The organism is Polyangium sp. y55x31, assembly GCF_029946505.1.
GTDB lineage: Bacteria > Myxococcota_A > Polyangia > Polyangiales > Polyangiaceae > Polyangium.
Genome location: NZ_JARZHG010000051.1, coordinates 60,696 through 77,978 on the forward strand (window position 1 = coordinate 60,696; position 17,283 = coordinate 77,978).

16 protein-coding genes are annotated in these 17,283 nt (G+C 69.5%); 10 read left to right on the forward strand and 6 right to left on the reverse strand.

The features are described 5' to 3' along the window. Window positions 1-4: 4 nt before the first annotated feature. On the forward strand, window positions 5-823 hold the full coding sequence (locus QHF84_RS45500; protein WP_281319903.1) for a homocysteine S-methyltransferase family protein: 819 nt from the start codon (window positions 5-7) through the stop codon (window positions 821-823). A gap of 3 nt (window positions 824-826) precedes the next feature. On the opposite strand, the gene QHF84_RS45505 is transcribed toward QHF84_RS45500, so the two are convergent. Continuing rightward, window positions 827-2,062 (reverse strand): acetyl-CoA C-acetyltransferase, encoded by a 1,236-nt coding sequence (locus QHF84_RS45505; protein ID WP_281319887.1) that lies wholly within the window; start codon window positions 2,060-2,062, stop codon window positions 827-829. Between the two features lie 137 nt (window positions 2,063-2,199). On the opposite strand from QHF84_RS45505, the gene QHF84_RS45510 reads away from it, so the two are divergent. The 3 genes from QHF84_RS45510 to QHF84_RS45520 all read left to right on the forward strand — a co-directional run bounded on the left by QHF84_RS45510 (window position 2,200) and on the right by QHF84_RS45520 (window position 4,225). After that, window positions 2,200-3,087: a DUF2330 domain-containing protein gene (locus QHF84_RS45510; protein ID WP_281319888.1), complete on the forward strand. Its 888-nt coding sequence runs from the start codon at window positions 2,200-2,202 to the stop codon at window positions 3,085-3,087. Window positions 3,088-3,152: 65 nt separating this feature from the next. After that, the gene (locus tag QHF84_RS45515; protein ID WP_281319889.1) at window positions 3,153-3,773 is read left to right on the forward strand and encodes a TetR/AcrR family transcriptional regulator; all 621 of its coding nucleotides are present in this window, start codon (window positions 3,153-3,155) and stop codon (window positions 3,771-3,773) included. Beyond that, window positions 3,770-4,225 (forward strand): PaaI family thioesterase, encoded by a 456-nt coding sequence (locus tag QHF84_RS45520; RefSeq protein ID WP_281319890.1) that lies wholly within the window; start codon window positions 3,770-3,772, stop codon window positions 4,223-4,225. Before QHF84_RS45515 ends, QHF84_RS45520 begins: the two co-directional genes overlap by 4 nt. Window positions 4,226-4,247: 22 nt before the next feature. On the opposite strand, the gene QHF84_RS45525 is transcribed toward QHF84_RS45520, so the two are convergent. After that, entirely contained in the window at window positions 4,248-5,204 is a 957-nt protein-coding gene (locus QHF84_RS45525; RefSeq protein WP_281319891.1) for a hypothetical protein, read from the reverse strand. A 101-nt stretch (window positions 5,205-5,305) separates the two neighbouring features. Here QHF84_RS45525 and QHF84_RS45530 point away from each other — a divergent pair, with 101 nt between their 5' ends. The 3 genes from QHF84_RS45530 (at window position 5,306) to QHF84_RS45540 (ending at window position 8,660) form a co-directional block, all read left to right on the forward strand. Next, window positions 5,306-6,805 carry a serine/threonine-protein kinase gene (locus tag QHF84_RS45530; protein ID WP_281319892.1) on the forward strand — a complete coding sequence of 500 codons (1,500 nt, stop codon included), beginning with the start codon at window positions 5,306-5,308 and terminating at the stop codon, window positions 6,803-6,805. Between the two features lie 128 nt (window positions 6,806-6,933). Then, a complete protein-coding gene (locus tag QHF84_RS45535; RefSeq protein ID WP_281319893.1) occupies window positions 6,934-7,911 on the forward strand; it encodes a hypothetical protein in 978 nt (325 codons plus the stop codon). Beyond that, on the forward strand, window positions 7,908-8,660 hold the full coding sequence (locus QHF84_RS45540) for a glycerophosphodiester phosphodiesterase family protein (protein WP_281319894.1): 753 nt from the start codon (window positions 7,908-7,910) through the stop codon (window positions 8,658-8,660). Before QHF84_RS45535 ends, QHF84_RS45540 begins: the two co-directional genes overlap by 4 nt. Before the next feature lie 9 nt (window positions 8,661-8,669). Here the strand turns inward: QHF84_RS45540 and QHF84_RS45545 are convergent, their stop codons facing one another. The 3 genes from QHF84_RS45545 to QHF84_RS45555 all read right to left on the reverse strand — a co-directional run bounded on the left by QHF84_RS45545 (window position 8,670) and on the right by QHF84_RS45555 (window position 13,552). Then, on the reverse strand, window positions 8,670-9,560 hold the full coding sequence (locus QHF84_RS45545) for a hypothetical protein (RefSeq protein WP_281319895.1): 891 nt from the start codon (window positions 9,558-9,560) through the stop codon (window positions 8,670-8,672). 394 nt (window positions 9,561-9,954) lie between these two features. Then, entirely contained in the window at window positions 9,955-11,748 is a 1,794-nt protein-coding gene (locus tag QHF84_RS45550; RefSeq protein WP_281319896.1) for an HTH domain-containing protein, read from the reverse strand. A 286-nt stretch (window positions 11,749-12,034) separates the two neighbouring features. After that, the gene (locus tag QHF84_RS45555) at window positions 12,035-13,552 is read right to left on the reverse strand and encodes a choice-of-anchor L domain-containing protein (RefSeq protein ID WP_281319897.1); all 1,518 of its coding nucleotides are present in this window, start codon (window positions 13,550-13,552) and stop codon (window positions 12,035-12,037) included. A 115-nt stretch (window positions 13,553-13,667) separates the two neighbouring features. On the opposite strand from QHF84_RS45555, the gene QHF84_RS45560 reads away from it, so the two are divergent. The 3 genes from QHF84_RS45560 (at window position 13,668) to QHF84_RS45570 (ending at window position 16,997) form a co-directional block, all read left to right on the forward strand. Beyond that, complete coding sequence (locus QHF84_RS45560) at window positions 13,668-14,033, forward strand: hypothetical protein (RefSeq protein WP_281319898.1); 366 nt, start codon at window positions 13,668-13,670, stop codon at window positions 14,031-14,033. A 343-nt stretch (window positions 14,034-14,376) separates the two neighbouring features. Beyond that, window positions 14,377-14,658, forward strand: a complete 282-nt coding sequence (locus tag QHF84_RS45565) for a hypothetical protein (RefSeq protein WP_281319899.1) — start codon at window positions 14,377-14,379, stop codon at window positions 14,656-14,658. Window positions 14,659-14,741: 83 nt separating this feature from the next. After that, entirely contained in the window at window positions 14,742-16,997 is a 2,256-nt protein-coding gene (locus QHF84_RS45570; RefSeq protein ID WP_281319900.1) for a VCBS repeat-containing protein, read from the forward strand. An 88-nt stretch (window positions 16,998-17,085) separates the two neighbouring features. On the opposite strand, the gene QHF84_RS45575 is transcribed toward QHF84_RS45570, so the two are convergent. Continuing rightward, window positions 17,086-17,283: MYXO-CTERM sorting domain-containing protein (locus QHF84_RS45575; protein WP_281319901.1), on the reverse strand; the 198-nt coding region annotated here is incomplete at its 5' end.

Genomic DNA, 17,283 nt, shown 5'->3' on the forward strand with positions numbered 1-17,283 from the left:
CGTGATGTTGACGATCCTCGACGGACCGATGGGAACGGAGCTCGCCGCGCGCGGCGTCCCCACGCCCGCGCCGCTCTGGAGCGCGCTCGCGCTCGATCGCGCGCCCGAGATCGTTTCGGCGATCCATCGCGAATACGCGGCGGCGGGCGCGACGGTGCACACGGCGAACACGTTCCGGACCAAGCGACGCAGCGCGGGCGAGCGCTGGGAGGCGCTTGCACGAAAGGCGGTCGCGATCGCGCGGGAGGCCGTGCCGCCGGGGCATCGGATCGCGGGGAGCGTGGCGCCGCTCGAGGATTGCTACAGGCCGGATCTATCCCCGACGAACCCAGGGCCGGAGCACCGTGAGCTCTGCGAGGTGCTCGCGGACGCGGGGGTGGATCTGATCCTCTGCGAGACGTTTCCGCACGTCGGCGAGGCGCTCGTGGCGGTGGACGAGGCATTGCGGACGGGTTTGCCCGTGTGGGTGGCGTTCACCGCGGGCCCGAACGCGGAATTGCTGACGCCGGCGGAGGTCCTCGCGGGCGCGCGAGAGGCGGCATCGCGGGGGGCGAGCGCGGTTTTGATCAATTGTACGAAGGCGACGCGGACGCGGTCTTACGTGGAAAAGCTCGCGGCGGTGGGGATTCCCTTCGGCGTGTACGCGAATGCGGGCGCCGTGGAGGAGGGGATCGGCTGGGGGGATGCTGTGCGCGGGGCGGAGCTTCATGCCGATCTGGCGGAGGCCTGGATCCAGGCAGGAGCGACGATCCTCGGCGGGTGCTGCGGGACGGGCCCGCAGCACCTGCGAGCGATCGCGGAGCGGCTCCGGGTGAAAGAATGAACCTCAGACCCGTTCGAGGATCGTGGCGATGCCCTGCCCGCCGCCGATGCACAAGGTGACGAGCGCGGTCTGCGCGTCGCGACGCTCGAGCTCGTCGAGGGCGGTGCCGAGCAGCATCGCGCCCGTCGCGCCGAGCGGGTGACCGAGCGCGATCGAGCCGCCGTTCACGTTCACGCGATCCGGGTCGATCCCGAGCGCGCGCGTCGTTTGCAGCACGACGCCGGCGAAGGCCTCGTTAATCTCCCACAGGTCGATGTCACGCACCTCCATGCCTGCGGCGCGCAGCGCTTTCCGGCTCGCCGGCGTGGGCGCTGTGAGCATGATCAAAGGCTCGGTCCCGACGGTCGCCATCGCACGGATCCGGGCGCGCGGCTTCACGCCTTTTTCCTTCACGTACTGCTCCGAGGCGAGCACCACCGCGGCGGCTCCGTCGACGATGCCGCTCGAGTTGCCGGCCGTGTGGAAGTGCCGGATCTCCTTCGCCTGCGGGTACGCGGCGAGGGCGATCTGATCGAGCGTCTCGCCGTTCGGACCGGCCCCGGCGCTGCCAAGCGCGACGAACGAGGGCTCGAGCGCGGCGAGCCCCTCGGCCGTGGTGTTCGGCCGGGGAAACTCGTCCTGCGCGAGGAGCGTCGCGCCCGTGTTCGGATCCGTCACCGGGATCAGCGATTTCGCGAAACGTTTCTCCTGGATGGCGCGCGCCGCGTTCTTTTGAGATCGCAACGCCACCGCGTCGATCTCCTCGCGCGAAAATCCCTCCAGCGTGGCGATCAGATCGGCGCTGATGCCCTGGGGGACCTGGAACACGCGCTTGCGGAGGAGCGCGTTGCCGCCGTCCTGCCCGCCGCCGTCGGAGCCCATGGGGACACGCGACATGCTCTCCACGCCGCCGGCGACGACGAGATCCATCGCGCCCGATCCGACCGCCATGGCGCCGAAGTTCACCGCCTGGAGGCCCGAGCCGCAGAAGCGGTTGAGCGACACGCCTGGTATCTCTTCAGGCCACCCTGCCGCGAGCACCGCGTTGCGAGCGAGGTTCGCGCCTTGCTCGCCGACCTGCGAGACGATGCCCGCCATCACGTCGCCCACCTCGCGCGGATCGAAACCGGTACGCTGCGGGAGCGCCCGGAGCACCTGCGCAAGCAGTTCCTGCGGGTGCACGCCCGACAGCGCTCCTTTACCGGCCTTGCCCCGCCCTCGCGGCGTCCGTGCAGCGTCGATGATGTAGCTCGTACCCATGTGGTCGCTCCCTTCGTATGACGTTCATCATATGATGATTGTCATGCGAACTGTCAAGGCGGCGTCCGCGGGAGCGCGAGGAGCGATTCGTTGCTGATTCGAACCGTTGGCGCTCGTAGCATCGCAAAGGCGCCTTCGTGTCGACGTCGCAGGACCCGAACGCGCTCGCCAACTGGCTCACCACGAACGGCTACAACATCCCCGCCGACATCCAGCCGGTCATCGATACGTACGTGCAGGAAGGGTTCGACTTCCTCGCGCTCAAGCTCGTGCCCGGGCAGGGGGTCGACTCGATGCGTTCCGTGCGCGTGACCTCGCCCGGCGCGTCGCTCTCGCTGCCGCTGCGGATGGTCGCCGCGGGGACGGGCGCGAAGACGCCCATCAGCCTGTGGGTCCTCGGCGAGGGCCGCTACGAGCCGAAGAACTTCCCGCTCTTCGTGATCAACGCCGCGGATCTCGTGTGGAACTGGGACACGCAGTCGAGCAACTACAAGGAACTCCGGCAAAACGCGTTCGACGCGTCCAGCGGCAAGGCGTGGCTGATCGAGGCGAGCGAGCCGCTCTCGACGTTCGTCTTCGAGGAAGAGCTGCTGTGGCTGGCGAACGAGAACCCCGAGGAGAGCGGGTACGGGACGCCCATGGGCGCGACCGCGGCCGAAGAGTGCCAGGCCGACCTCGCCAAGCTCTACGGATCGCTCCCGTTCGGGAGCCGCTGGGTGACGCGGATGAGCGCCGAGCTCTCGCGCCCCGCGCTCGCGACCGATCTCGTCGTCGGCGCGGCGGCCGATCAGTCGCAGATCGCGCGCTCGTTGACCGTCACGAAGGCGGCGGGCACGGCGCCCTCCTGCCCCTGCGATCCGCCGGGGAGCGGAGGCGCAGGCGGAAGCGGCGGCTCGAACAGCGGCGGAGGCTCGGACAGCGGCGGCGGATGCGCCGTCGGCGGCGCGTCGAGCTTGCCCGGGGCGCTCGCTCTCCTCGGCGGCGCGGCGCTCGTGTCCGCCGCGCGTCGCCGACGCCGTCGCTGACGCCCGTTCGCTCGTTTCCTGCCCTCCGAGTTGACATGATATACGTCATATGACATTCATCATTCATGAAGAAGGAGCCCCTCTCCAAGGCCGATCGCTGGGAGCGCACGCATGAGACGTTGCGGCTGACAGCGGCGCGCCTCCTGCGCACGCGAGGCCTCAGGCTGCCGTCGGTGGCGGACGTCATGAAGGGCGCGAAGCTCACGGTCGGCGGCTTTTACGGGCACTGGGAGAGCAAGGAGGCGCTCTTCGAAGAGGCCCTGCGCGATGCGCTTCGGAACAACTGGTCCGAGCTCGTGCAGCAGTCGCGCGGGGAGACGGCGAAGGAGCGGCTCACGTGGATCCTGCGCCGTTACCTCTCCCGCTCGCACCGTGACAACCCCGAGTCCGGCTGTCCGCTGCCCGCGTCGCTGAGCGACATCTCCGTGCTCGGCGCGCCCTACCAGAAGGCATTCGCCGAGGAAGTCGAGTCGCTCGCCTCGGAGCTCGGCGAGGTGGCCGGGCCGATCGGCGGCAAGCAGCTCGCGCTCGGGCTCTTCGCCTTGATGGTCGGCGGCCTGAGCCTCGCCCGCGCCACGGAGGGGACGCCTCTTTCGGACGCCATTCTCGCCGCGAGCCGCGCGCTCGCCTACGCCGCCCTCGATCGCGCCGAGCAAAAGGCCTCGGAGAAGAAGGACGAATCATGACGACGACGACCGAAGAGACGACCTGGATGAAGAAGGCGCGCGCGCTCCTCACGGGCGCCGAGCCACCGCCGATCGCCAAGCTGATCGGCTTCGAGCTCGTCGACGTCGGCCAAGGCTCGGCGGTCTTCACGCTGGTCGGCGATCCGAGCAAGCACGCGAATCCGATGGGCACGATGCACGGCGGCGTGCTGGTCGACCTCGGCGACGCCGCGATGGGCTTCGCCATGGCGAGCACGCTCGCGGAGGGCGAGAGCTTCACGACGGTGGAGCTCAAAGCGAATTATTTCAAACCCGTATGGACGTCGCGCCTGCGAGCCGAGGCGCGGATGGTGAAGCGGTCGAAGTCGCTCGGGTACCTCGAGTGCGACATCGTCGACGAGGAGAAATCGCTCGTGTGCAAGCTGGCGAGCACGTGCATGGTGCTGCGCGGGCAAGCTGCCGCCGGTCGCTGATCCGAGCCGCGCGCCGGGCCGCCTATTGGCAGCCGATGCGGGTCGTGGCGAGGGCCACGTCGTCGAACCAGAGATTCATGTCCTGGCCGGCATAACTCTCCCATCCGAGCTTCAGGTCGGTGACCTTCGGCTTCCAGTTCGGCTTCTGCGTGATCCATTGCTGATCCACGTCGGGCGTCGGGGTCCCGTCGATCACGAGGCCCGCGACCTCGTTGCCGTCGACCCAGGTCCGGAGCGCGCCCGCGGCCTGGTCGACCTGGAACTCGATGCAGCGCCATTTGTCCGCCGTGAGCGGGACGCTCATTCCGATGCCCGTGGGGCTGAGCGAGGGCAAGGTCGCGTCGTCGGATTCGCGGTTCCACATGAGGATCTTGCTCTGGCCGCCCATGCGGAGATCCTTGGGGCCGTCGTTCTCGTCACGCATGGCCATGAAGGTCGTGTGACCGTCGCCCTGGTCGGCCGACATGCGCAGGTAGAAACGGCCGTACACCACGTCGCCGAGCTCGGCGAACGCCGCCGCGTGCGAGATGAAGACGTGATTGCAATAACCTCCCTTGCCCGTGACGAGCACGGAGTTCTTGCCGCTGTGCGCCTGGGTCGCGTCGACGGCGGCCGTGCCCGAGCCCATGCAGTTCGGCATGACAACCGCCCAGCGCGCCGGATCGGGCGCTTGGCCGGCCGCCTGGGCCTCGAAATCGTCGCAAAGGGGCAGATTCGCGCAATCGAACGCGGCGCCGCCCGCGCCGCCCATACCACCCGATCCGCCGCTCGCGGAGCCCGAGCTCGACGCGGACATGCCGCCTTGCCCGCCCTGCCCTCCGCCGCCGCCTTGCCCGCCGTTGCCGCCGTTCCCACCGTTTCCACCCTGGCCACCGCCGCCGGCGCCGGCGCCTCCATTTCCCGTTTCGTCGCACGCGACGACCGGGACGGTGAGGGCGAGGACTAGAAACACGTGAGGAAGCATCGTTCGTAGGTTCATCAGGGCTGCCTACCAGGGTTTCCCCGAGCAAGCGAGGCCGCCGGACGTACTGAACATTTGCTCATTGCCAACGAACCGACCGTCGTCTACGGTGGCCCGGCTTGATCGGCGAAACTCTGGGCCAGAAGTACAAGCTCATTTCCCTGCTCGGGCGCGGGGGGATGGGCGCCGTCTACGAAGCCGCGCACACCGAGACGGGCGCGCGGGTCGCCGTGAAGGTGCTCCACCACCACCTCGCCGAGGGCGAAGGGCTGCGTCGCTTTCGCCGGGAAGCAGAGGCGGTCTCGCGAATCCAGAGCCCGCACATCGTCCGCATCCTCGATACCGGGACCGACGAGCCGAGCGGAACTCTTTATCTCGTGACGGAGCTGCTCGAAGGTGAAGACCTGCAGCGGCTCATCGATCGAATCGGCACGCTTTCGCTGCGCGGCGCCCTCGGAATCGGAAGCCAGGTCCTCCGCGGGCTCGCCGCCGCCCACGCGGCGCGCGTGGTGCATCGCGACATCAAGCCGGCAAACCTCTTCCTCGCCCGGGGGCCGAATGGCGCGCTGACGGTCAAAATCCTCGATTTCGGCATCGCGAAGGTCCGGAAAGAGCCGCTCGGCCTCGGGCAGACGACGGACCTGACGGCCACGGGAAACCTGCTCGGCTCGCCGCTCTACATGTCGCCCGAGCAGGTGCAAAACAGCCGCGACGTCGATCATCGGACGGATCTGTGGTCGCTCGGGTGCGTGCTTTATGCAGCGCTCGCCGGACGGGCGCCCCATCAGCATCTTTCGTCGATCGGGCAGCTCCTCGTGGCCATTTGCGTGACGCCGGCGAGGTCACTCGTGGAGGTCGCGCCGTGGGTGCCGGCCGACGTGGCCGCGGTCGTCGAGCGCGCGCTCGCCATTGCCGCGGAATCGCGGCCCCAGAGCGCCGAGGAGATGCTTTCGGAGCTCGCGAGATTCGTTTCGCCCGGCGAGACGCTCCGGGAGGATTTGCTGGCGACGGGCGAGCGCGCCCGCGAGGTTCCGGGTTCGAGCACGCCGCCGGGCCCACCTTCGTCGATGTCCACGTCTCGGTCGACGCTCGGGGCTCCGGGTCGCCAGGCGGCGCCCTGCGCCCCGAACCCCGGGTTCGTCGTGCCGCCCTCGTCGGACCGGCCGATTCGAGGGGACGAGCCGACGGCCTTCGCGGGGTCGTTCACGGATTCGGTGCCCTCGGAAGGGCCACGATCGGCCGCGCGATCGGCCGTGCCGAAGCTCTCCGCGCGGGTGGCCGGCCGGCACGTGACCGTGGATCCGCGTCGATTCCTGGGGGAGCAGAGCGAGCTCTGGACGTTCTCGCTCGACGTGCACACGCATCTTTCGAGCTTGATCGCGCGGATCTGGAAGGCTTTGCGCCGCGCGGGCGCGAAGGTGCCTCCGATGTCGTACGGGACCGAATGGGTCCTGTTCGAGCCGCGGACGAAGCGGTTCGTCGAAGACGACAAGCGCGAGGGCGGAGAACGTTTGTCCCTGGAAGCCGCGGGGATCCGGCCGGGCGCGGTGCTCTGGGTGATGACGCCCGCGGGGCGCGAGACGGTCGGATCAGAAAGCCCGTTCGTCCAGCGCAGCTGACGAGGCAGGCGGGACGTCTGTCCCCGGCGGGAGCATGGCCTCCTCGGCGCCCCCATGCCTCGATGCTCCGAAAAAACGTCCGAGGCGCGCGGTGCTCGGTCGTGAGGGCCGTGCTACCGCTGTCCCGCGTGAGGAAGCCCCGCGATATCGTCATCGCCACGCACGGCCACTGCTTCGATGGCATGGCGAGCGCCGCCGTGTTCACCCACCTCGCGCGCTCCCTCGCCCCCGGGCAGCCGCTCTCGTTCCGGTACCGCTCGTGCGGCTACGGGCCCGGCATGGCCACGATCCCGGAAGGGTGGCTCGACGGCGAAGAGAACGCGATCCTGGATTTCCGCTACACGAAGAGCACGCGCCTGACGTGGTACTTCGATCACCACGTCACCGCGTTCGGCTCGGCCGACGAGCAACGCGAGGCGCTCGCCTCGGAGGACGCGACGCACCACGTGTTCTACGAGCCCACGTACGGCTCGTGCACGAAGCTCATCGCCGACGTGGCGAGCAACCGCTTCGGCATCCGGAGCGAGGCGCTCGCGCCACTCGTCGCCTGGGCCGACGTGATCGACGCAGCCCGTTTCTCCTCGGCGGAGGCGGCCGTCGATCGCGAAGAGCCCGTGCTGAAGCTGGCGTCGGTCGTCGAGCACCACGGCGATGGGCCGTTCCTGAAGGACATCGTGCCGCGGCTGCTCGAACGTCCGCTCGACGAGGTGGCGAGCGGCGCGGACATCGCCGAGCTCTTCCGGCCGCTCGGCGCGGCGCGCGAGACGTTCATCCGCCGCGTGAAGCAAGTCGGGACGATGATGGGCAGCGTGGTGTTCGTGGATCTCAGCGACGCGCCGATCGACGCAGCCGCAAAGTTCGTCACGTACGCCCTCTTCCCCGAGGCCGTCTACTCCGTGACGCTCACGCGCCAGAAGCAACACTGCAAGGTGTCGGTCGGGTACAACCCCTGGTGCGGCAAGGAGCGGCGGCACGACATCGCGGCGATCTGCCGGCGCTACGACGGCGGCGGGCATCCGGTCGTGGGGGCAGCGTCGTTCCCGCTGTCGGAGATGACGAGGGCGCGCGCTGTGGCGCTCTCGATCGCGCGGGAGCTCGACACGTGAGATCACGCGGCGTCCTTGCGTTCCGGCGCGCGGACGGTCGGCCGCCGCTCGTGTACGGGCACCGCGGCGTGCGCGGGGCAAGGCCGGAGAACACGCTCGCGGCGTTCGAGCTCGCCGCGGAAGAAGGAGCAGACGGGGTCGAGCTCGACGTGCGCGTCGATCGGGACGGCGAGCTCGTCGTGCTGCACGATCCGACGTTCGAGCGCGTGACGGGCGGCGCAGATACGCGAGCCGCAGCAGAGCTACCGTACGAGGAGATCCGGCGGATCGACGTGGGGAGCGGAGAGCACGCGCCGCGGCTGACGGAGGTGCTCGCGCTGGCGCAGGCGCGCAGGCTACGCGTCAACGTGGAGATGAAGCACGACGTGCCAGATCGAGGGGCCGTGGTGCGTGCAACGGCGCGCAAGCTCGGGGCCTTCGATCCACGCGTGCCGGTGATCGTGTCGTCGTTCGATCCGCGCATGGTCGCAGCGATCGGCGCGCTCGCGCCGCGGATCCCGCGGGCGCTTCTGGTGCATCGCACGCGCTGGTCACGCGCCGCGCTCGAGCTCGCCCGCAGCCTCGGGCAAGCAGTGCACGTGGAGCGGATCCTCACGCAAGCCAGCACGGTGCGGCGGCTTTTGCAAAGCGGGCTCGTGGTGAACGTGTGGACGGTGAACGACACGCGCGAGGCCATGGATCTCGCAGCGCTCGGCGTGGACGGCATCATCACGGACGTGCCGGGGCGCGTCCGCGAAGCGTTCGGCTAGCCGCGTGATCTACTTGTCGCAGGTGACGTAGAGCTTGCGCACGCCGCCGGGTTCGGTCTGCTGGAAGGCGCCGGGCACGAGGGGCGGGTTCCACTGCGCTTCCTTGTACTGGAAGATCACGTCTTCCTCGGTATGCGGCACACGCATGCGGATCGAGCGCGGCAACTCCGCATCGCAGGCGCCGCCAATCGGCGGGATCGGCTCCTCGATGCCGTCGGGATCGACCCGCGGCGGCGCGGTGCGCGCGGGCTCGTGGTTCGAGAGCTCAGCCTGGTAGAGGTCGGCGCCACGCTGCGAGACGAGCACGGAGAGGACACGCACGCGCTGCTGAGACCAGGGTTTGTCCCAGTCCTCGGGCCGAATGCCGAGGTGGATCTCCTGCTGAGCATCACGCGTGCTCGGCACGAGGACGCGGTAAAACCCCTTGTCGGTGTCCCAGGTGATCGTGGGAGCGCCAGGCTGGTGCAGGAGAACGGGCGCCTCGCCGCGGAGGAGCGAGACGAGCGCGTGCCCAGGGATGGGGACGCGGGTCATGCGCGCAAGGTTGCAGGGGCTCGCCGGGCCGAAAAGGAACTGTTTCTCCTTCACGTCGAGCATCTGGAAGCGCTCGCCGTCGGCCGTGAGGGTGTAAAGCATCGCGCCGAAGGGGCTGACCACGTCGAAGCGGACGCGATCAGGGTTCACCGCGAAGAGGTGCACCTCGCCGCGGACGCGGCCCTCAGGCGCGAAGCGGTCAATCTTGGCCTGGCCCTGCACGCCGTTGACGCACGCATAGGTGGCCTTCATCCGGCCAAGCGCGTCATCCCCGGTAGGAAAAACGGACGGAGGCGGGCGCGTGCCGCACGCCGTGGCAAGGAGGGTGGCCGTGATGAGGAAAAACCGTGCAACGTGGGCGCGCATGCGGGCTGGACCGTTGCAGGAAAGTCCGAGCACGTCAACGTGGCGAGGTTCCAGGGCGTAGCGCCGGGGTTTCACCCCGGACCCCAGCAGGGGCTGTCCGCCCCTGCACCCGGACCAGCGCAAGCGCTGGACTCGGGGTCGATGAACTGCGCGATGCGCAGTTCATCGAACAGGCCCGTTCAAGGCCGGCGACGACCTCGTGGCGGCTGAGGGGGGAGCGCTGCTGTCTTGGCTGGCAACGTGGTTCGTGGTCTTGCCACGGGCCCGTCCGAGAAACCGCGCATCGCGCGGTTTCTCGGCCCTCGGTCCAGGCCGTGCCTGGTCCGGGGTGGAGGGGGCGGACAGCCCCCTCCTGGGGTGCGGGGCAACGCCCCGCGACCGGCCCCCGCGCTGGTCAGGACGCGCGCAGTGCGTCGAGCAGATCGACGTCCGGGATCGCGATCGGCAGCTTCGCCCGGATCACCGCCACGTCGTTGTCCTCGCACAGCCGCGCCACCGCGAGACCGTCGTACAGCGCGATCGGCGCCGTACCCGGGACGGATGCCTCTTCCCGTGCGCCGGACAGGGTTTGCCCGGCCGTGAAGATCCATCCGACCGTGGCCGGCCCGTAGTGGTGGAGCGAGCCGCGCAGCTCCGTCACCCGCTCGCGACCGACCTCGCGGCCGTCGCGGCGGATCACGATCGCCACCCGGATCTCGTCGTTGCCCATGCGCAGGACGCCCGAGAAGTGCGACTCGCCGCCGGGCGCGCCGGCGCGGCGCACCGCGCGGAGCTGGCCGACGCCCATGCGCTCGAGCGCGAGGACGCAGACCTCGATGAACGCGTGCCCGGGCAGCTCGCCGAGCTTGCGGGCGAAGGCGCGACGGGCTGCGTCGCGGTAGCGCTCCACTGCGGCGAGGGCCTCCTGCTCCAGGCGCGCGAGGTCGCCGCCGAGCAGCCAGTCCGTCAGGGCCACACGGCCGCCGGCGAAGCGGAAGCGCGGGCGCTGACCGGCCGCGATCCGGCGGGCGTTGTCGGCGCGCACGGCGGCGGCCACCTGCGACTGCACGAGCTGCGCGTCGCCCGAGAGGCGACCGCGGCGCTGCGCCGTCTCGGCGATCTGCCGCAGGGACACGGCGCCGGCGTTGCGATCGAACGTCGACAGGATTGCGGCCACGGCGTCGGCGAGCTCGCGACCGGCGAGGTCGTCGAGCGCCGGATGACCTTCGCCCGGGGTCAGCTCGATGACCTGCGGACCGCGGTAGACGGCCTCGGTCGGCGCCACGTCGCGCACGATCTCGCGGTCGCGACCGATGTCGCGGTCGCGGTCGCGGTCACGACCGACGTCGCGGTCACGGTCGCGATCACGTCCGTCGCGACGAACTTCGAACGCGGGCGTCGCCGTGTACGAGGGCAGCCCGCCACCGCTCGTGGGCAGGGCCTGGGCTTCGCCGTTCGTGCTGCGGCCGCGGCGACGGCGGCGACGACGGCGGCGGCCCTCTCCTCCGGGCTCGGCCGCGCCGCCACCGGCGCGCTCGTCGCCACCGCCGAGGATCGGCTGGTCGTCGTCTTCTTCCTCGTCGAACATCTCGGCGGCGCCGGCTGCGGCTTCCGCGCGCATCACGTCGTCGGGGCCGGCGGGGCCTGCGTCGATGTCCTCCTCGTCCTCCACGGCCCGCGTGTACGTCGGCGCGGACGGGCGCGGCGTGGGCGGGGACAACTTCGCGGGGGCCGGGGACACGAGCGTCTCGTCGTCCTCGTCGGCGGCTTCCTCGGCGGCGGGGGCGGCTTCTTCGGGGGCGGCGGGGGCGGCCTCGATCTCCTCGGGCGCCTCTTCCGTCTCGGCCTCCGTCTCGGCCTCTTCTTCCTCGGCGACCTCCGGGGCTGCCTCTTCCTCGACCTCGTGGCGGGCGGCCTTGGCGGGCTCTTGCTTGCCGCCGCGCCTGCCCTTCTTGCCGTCGAGGCCTGCGCGCAGCGTCTTCTCGTCCCACTCCCGCAGCGCGAAGACGCCGGGCTTCACCCGGATGAGCGGCGTGTCGGACGAGTCCTTCTTGAGCATCGCGGCGAGCCGGGCGCCCATCGTGACCTCGGGGCTCTTCCCGACGTGGCTGAGCAAGTTCTTCTCTATCGCGATATCGGTGATCTCTTTGTAGTGGAGCGGCCTGCCGACGAGGCGAAGCACCTCGGCCGCTGCATCGGTAAACGTCATCTTTTGTCCAGCCCTTCGGGCGCTCCCATCACTTGGGCGCTCCTCTTGGTGCGCGTCGCACGTGCCGTCCTTATTTCGACGCCACGCGCTGGGCCTCTGCCCGCCACGACCGGGAAGCGCACATTCGCTCCCACTCGGCCGGACACGCTACTGAACAGCCGCATAACACGTGACGATCGACGAGTCAACCGCGGCAGCCCGACCGGCCGTCCCCGATCGCACGAACACGACACGCATGATCACCCTGGACGGACTTTTTTCCCGACGAACACGCGCCGCCCGCCTGCTAGGGCCGGTACGTCTTCGGGTTCGACAGCTTGCTCGGCAACCAGCGGAAAAAGTCGACGATCACGGACGAGTCGAAGATGTTGTCCGAGGAGTCCCACACGATGAACTCCACCGTCGCGATCTCGCCGGGAACGATCGGCGCCTCTGTGGTCAGCCATCCCGTGCTCCCGCCGATGGAGCTCGGCGTGTTGTTGCAAGGCGAGTCGAGGTCGTCGTAGCCCGTGCCCGCGAGCTCGGATTTGCCCCCGGAGCAGAAATTGAAGCCCGGCGTGCCGAAGCAACCCGTCGGTCCGGCCACACAACGGTCGAAGAAATTCAGGTTCACGGAGCCGGGCGTGCCCTGGTTGTCGAACACCACGTTTCGGTTGTTCGCGATTCCCGGCGCGTTCGTCTTCAAAAGCGTGACCCAGAGGTCGTTGAACGGCGAGCAGGCATACTCCGGGTACTCGGAGGACCAGTACGCATGATCAAACGCGAAACTGTTCGCGTTCGTGGGCGTGCGCACCTGAATCTTGAGGTTGACCGGGTTGAACGCCGTCGACGCGAAGGGGACCGGGCATCCTGATTTGTTGGTCGGGAAGCCGGGGGGCGCGGCCGACTGCGTGCCGGTGTCCGTGCCGCCCTGCGGCGTGCCGAACTGGAAGTACGGCTGGCTCGGCGTGGCCGCGAGGCCCGTCGAGAGGAAGACGAAGTTCTGGTTCGCCCGCGGGCCGATCACGTTGCCCATCGAGGTGATGATCGCGTGCGACTGCGGGAACGGCATGCCCGTGCCATCCGCGAGCCGAAGCTCCGCCGAGATCACACCCCAGCGCTTGTTCGCGCCGGTCGCATTCAGCGTCGTCGTCTGGCAAAGCTCGATCGACTTCGCGTAGTCGAGCGGATCCTGCGAGGTGTACTGCAAGCCCACGCCGCAGGCGATGTTCGGGTTGTCGATCCCGCCGTCGCAGTCGTCGTCCTTGGCGTTCGGGAAGTCGAACGCGCCCGGGTTGACCAGCGGATCGGCGTCGTTGCAGTCGCCGTCGCAGACCGAGTAACCATCGCCGTCGGCGTCCGGACACGAGCCGTCGGGCGTCACGTCGACGGGGACGTCTTGTGGCACGTCTTGTGGCACGTCGGCCGGAACATCGACCGGCACGTCTTCGGGAACGTCCTCGGGAACGTCTTCGGGAACGTCCTCGGGCACATCTTCGGGAACGTCGATCGGCACGTCGATCGGCACGTCGATCGGCACGTCCTCGACCACGTCCTCGACCACGTCGAACGGCGCGTCCTCGACGCTCTCCTCCACCACGTCGAACACGACGTCCGGCGACACGTCGGGCTCGGCGTCGGATCCGTCGGGCGATACGTCGGGCTGTGCGTCTTCGCCGAGCGCATCGGGGCCGGCGTCGTCTTCGTCCTCGTCGAGGGAGTCGTCGTCCTCGATGTCGGTGCGCGCGCCGCAGCCCGGCCCGAGCCAGACGGCCGGCGTGGCGAGCGCAACCAGAACGAGACCCCAGCGAAAAGAAAAGCGCACGACCAAGCCTCCCGAGAACACCCCCGGCGACGGCACACACCACCGCCCCACCGCAGAGTAACAGGAAACGCAGGAAACGTACGCGGTCCGCCTCGAACGGGAGTACGCTCGGAGGATGGAGCTCGGTCGGCTCCTCCAGGAGCTCATCCAGGCCGCACGCAAAGCGGGCATCACCGTGCGCTCCGAGTCCTTCGACCCCTCGCTCTCCGACGGCGGCAAGAAGTGGCGCGGAGGGCTCTGTGTGATCCGCGGCAAACGGTTCATCCTCGTGGACGAACGCGCCCCGCTCGTCGACCGCATCGCGACGGTCGCCGCCTCGCTCGCGAGCGTCGACCTCGAGCACGTCTTCCTTCCCCCGATCGTCCGAGCGACCATCGGCGCTTACCAGCGCGAGTCCCCCGAGCGTCCTGTCCCGAACGCGACCGTCCCGCTGCCCCCCGTGCGCGCGCGGCTCCGGCGCACCGACGACGAAGGCAACTGAATCCGCGGCGTTCGTCCCCGCGCACACCGAGGCCCAAACACATCATCGCCGGCGCGTGCAGGACGGCGCGATCACGCGGTGGACCGCCGTGACGCGAAATCCACGCTCTCCGCGTCGGCACGATTGCGCGAAAAAGGAACGATTCCAGGATGGCACACGCGTTGCTCCGCAATGGCGCGCGCCTCGGCGCGTCGGGGGAGATCGAGGGCCTGCCTCCTCCCGACCCTTTTCGGGCCCAACGACGCTCTTCGTGCTTACTTCCATGACGCAATCCCCTCCAAGGGTCACGCCCCCGCGAGCCACTCAAGCTCCCGAGAGGTCGCATCGGTCCGATTCCACGCAAATGCCCACGCCCGGCTCGAGCCGCCGTTCGCCGAGCGTGCCCCCGGGCGCCGAAGCCACGCGCTCGAAACGCCCCACGTCGAGCGTGCCGCCGCCCGCGCCCGGCCTCTCCGACGCGGCCGCCGCGCTTTCCGGCGCCGCCGCCGCGCTCCATGACGCCGCCGCCACGCTCGAAGGCGCCGCCGCCCGGCTCGCGGCGATTCGACCCCGCGCGCGCACGAGCACGTTCTCGGGTACGACGCCCCCGGTTCCAGGCACACCGCCGGACCGTGAACGAACGTAGGGGACGTACAGCCGGCGTCTTGACGCGCACTTCCTTCCCCGTTCTCCTTCCGCCTCTTAGGAGGTCGGAAGATGCGGAGAACGATGAAGGCACTTGGAGGCATTCTTGTCCTCGCCCTCGGAAGCGCGGCAGGTTGCAGCGGCGGAGGGACGGAGCCCACGGGCTCCGGCGCGAGCTCGGGCACCGCGGGTTCGGGGGGGACGGCCGGCGCGGGCGGAATGGGCGGGGCCGGCGCGGGCGGAATGGGCGGCGACGGTGGGACGGGCGGCGTGTTCGTGCCGGGATGCCCGTCGGGAATCGTCTGCGGCGCCGGCGATTGCTGCGCGCAGGGCTCGGAGTGCGTGATCGACGCGTGCCTGCCGGCCTGCGCCACGAACGTCCGGTGCGGCGCGGATCTCTCCGTGTGCTGCGCGGCCGACGAGGTCTGCGTGGCGGACAAATGCGAAAAGACCGGCAGCAATTGCCTCGACTGGGCCGATTGCGCCGAGGGCGAGTTCTGCGAATCGACGCTCGGCGTGTGCTTGCCGCAGCCGCCCCCGGGCTCCGCGACCTGCGAATACAAGCCGCCGCCCGGCCCGCTCACGCCGGTGCTCGAATGGTCCTGGACGGAGAGCCCCATCTTCCCGGAGTACCGCCAGGTCATCAACATGCCCGTCGTCGTCGACCTGGAGAACGACGGCACCCCGGACGTGGTGATCGTGACGTCCAACAACTTCAACGCGAACCAGACGGCGTACCTGCGCGCATTGAATGGCAAGGACGGCGTCGAGAAATGGGACGCGAACGTCGACGTGTACGCCGACGTGAACCGCGTGCAGCCGCGCGTGACGCCGGCGGCGGCGGACATCGACGGCGACGGCTTCGTCGAGATCGTGACCGGCAAGGCGGGCGGCGGGCTCATCGCATTCGAGCACGACGGCAAGGTCAAGTGGACGTCGAAGCAAGCGGACGGCACCACGGCCTGGAACGTCGCCATCGACTCGGCCACGGTGGCGATCGCGGACCTCGAGGGCGACGGCAAGCCCGAGATCGTCGTCGGCGGCGCGGTCTTTGATGCGGCGGGCGTCCTCCGGTTCAACGGCGGAGCGTTCTTCGGGGCAAACACCGGCACCTACGGCGCCGTCAGCATCGTCGCCGACCTCGACGGCGTCATGCCGCAGGAAATCGTGAGCGGCAAAAAAGCGCTCCGGGCCGACGGCACCACGTACTGGGAGCAAGCTGCGCTCATCGACGGCTATCCGGCCATCGCGGATCTCGATCTCGATGGCAAGCCCGAGCTCGTCGTCATCGCGCAAGGCACCGTGCGTGTCCAGAACCCGACGAACGGCGCGGTCATCGCCACCGTCGCGATGCCCGGCAACGGCCTCGGCGGCCCCCCGACCATCGCCGATTTCGACGCCGACGGCGTGCCCGAGATCGCCGCGGCGAACGGCACGGCGTACTCCGTCTTCGAGTTCGAGGCCGGCGAGACCGCGACGCTCACCGTGAAATGGCAAAAGACGACGCAGGACGGCTCGTCGAACCGGACGGGCTCGAGCGTCTTCGATTTCCAGGGCGACGGCGCGGCCGAGGTCGTCTACAACGACGAGTGTTATTTCCGCGTCTACGACGGCGCGACCGGCGACACGCTCTACGAGGAGAAGAACCCGTCGGCGACCATTCACGAGTACCCGGTCGTCGTGGACGTCGACGGCGACAACAACACCGAGGTCGTGCTCGCGGCGAACGACCTCTTCCACCTGAATGGCCAGAACGGCTGCCCGTACGGCATGAACGGCCTGCGGCACGGCGTCTACGTCTACGGCGACGCGGGTGACAACTGGGTCCGGACGCGCAAGATCTGGAACCAGCACGCCTATCACCTCACGAACGTGAACGCGAACGGCAGCGTCCCCTCCCCCGAGCCCGCGAGCTGGATCGGCCCCTTCGGCCTCAACAACTACCGCCAGTCGAACCAGGGCGCCGGCGTCTTCAATGCGCCCGACCTCCAGGTCAGCCTCGAAGCCTCGCTCGCCCCCTGCCCGGACGGCTTCGTGGCTCTCCGGGCGTTCGTGCAAAACAAGGGCACGAACGGCGTCCCGCCCGGCGTGAAGGTGAGGTTTTACCGGGGCGATGGCCCGAGCGGCACGTTCATCGGCGAGGGGACCACGACGAAGGCGCTCCTGCCGGGCCAGTACGAGCTCGTCACCATGCAATACAAGCTCATGCCGAGCGACATCGTCATGTCGTTCTACGTCGAGGTCGACAAGGACGAGGCCGGGCAGGGCGGCCTGAACGAATGCCTCGAAGACAACAACGGCACCACGCTCGGCGGTGTCGAGTGCGACAGCGCGAACTGACGTCGCCTGCCTGAAAGGAAAAGGGCGGACCCGCGTGGGCCCGCCCTTTTTCATTTCAACGCGGGCCCACGCCGGGCCCGCGCCTCATTCACGCGGCCTTGCGCCGCCGCCCGAGCACGAACCCGAGCGCGCCGAGCACCACGAGGAGTGATCCCGCGTGGCCCTCGCCCGCGCCGGGCGCCGTCCGGCAGCCGCAGCCGCCGTCGTCGGGCACGCCGCCGCCCGCGCCGGCAGAACCGCCGTCGCCGCCCGCGCCACCCGCGCCGCCGGCACCACCTGCGCCGCC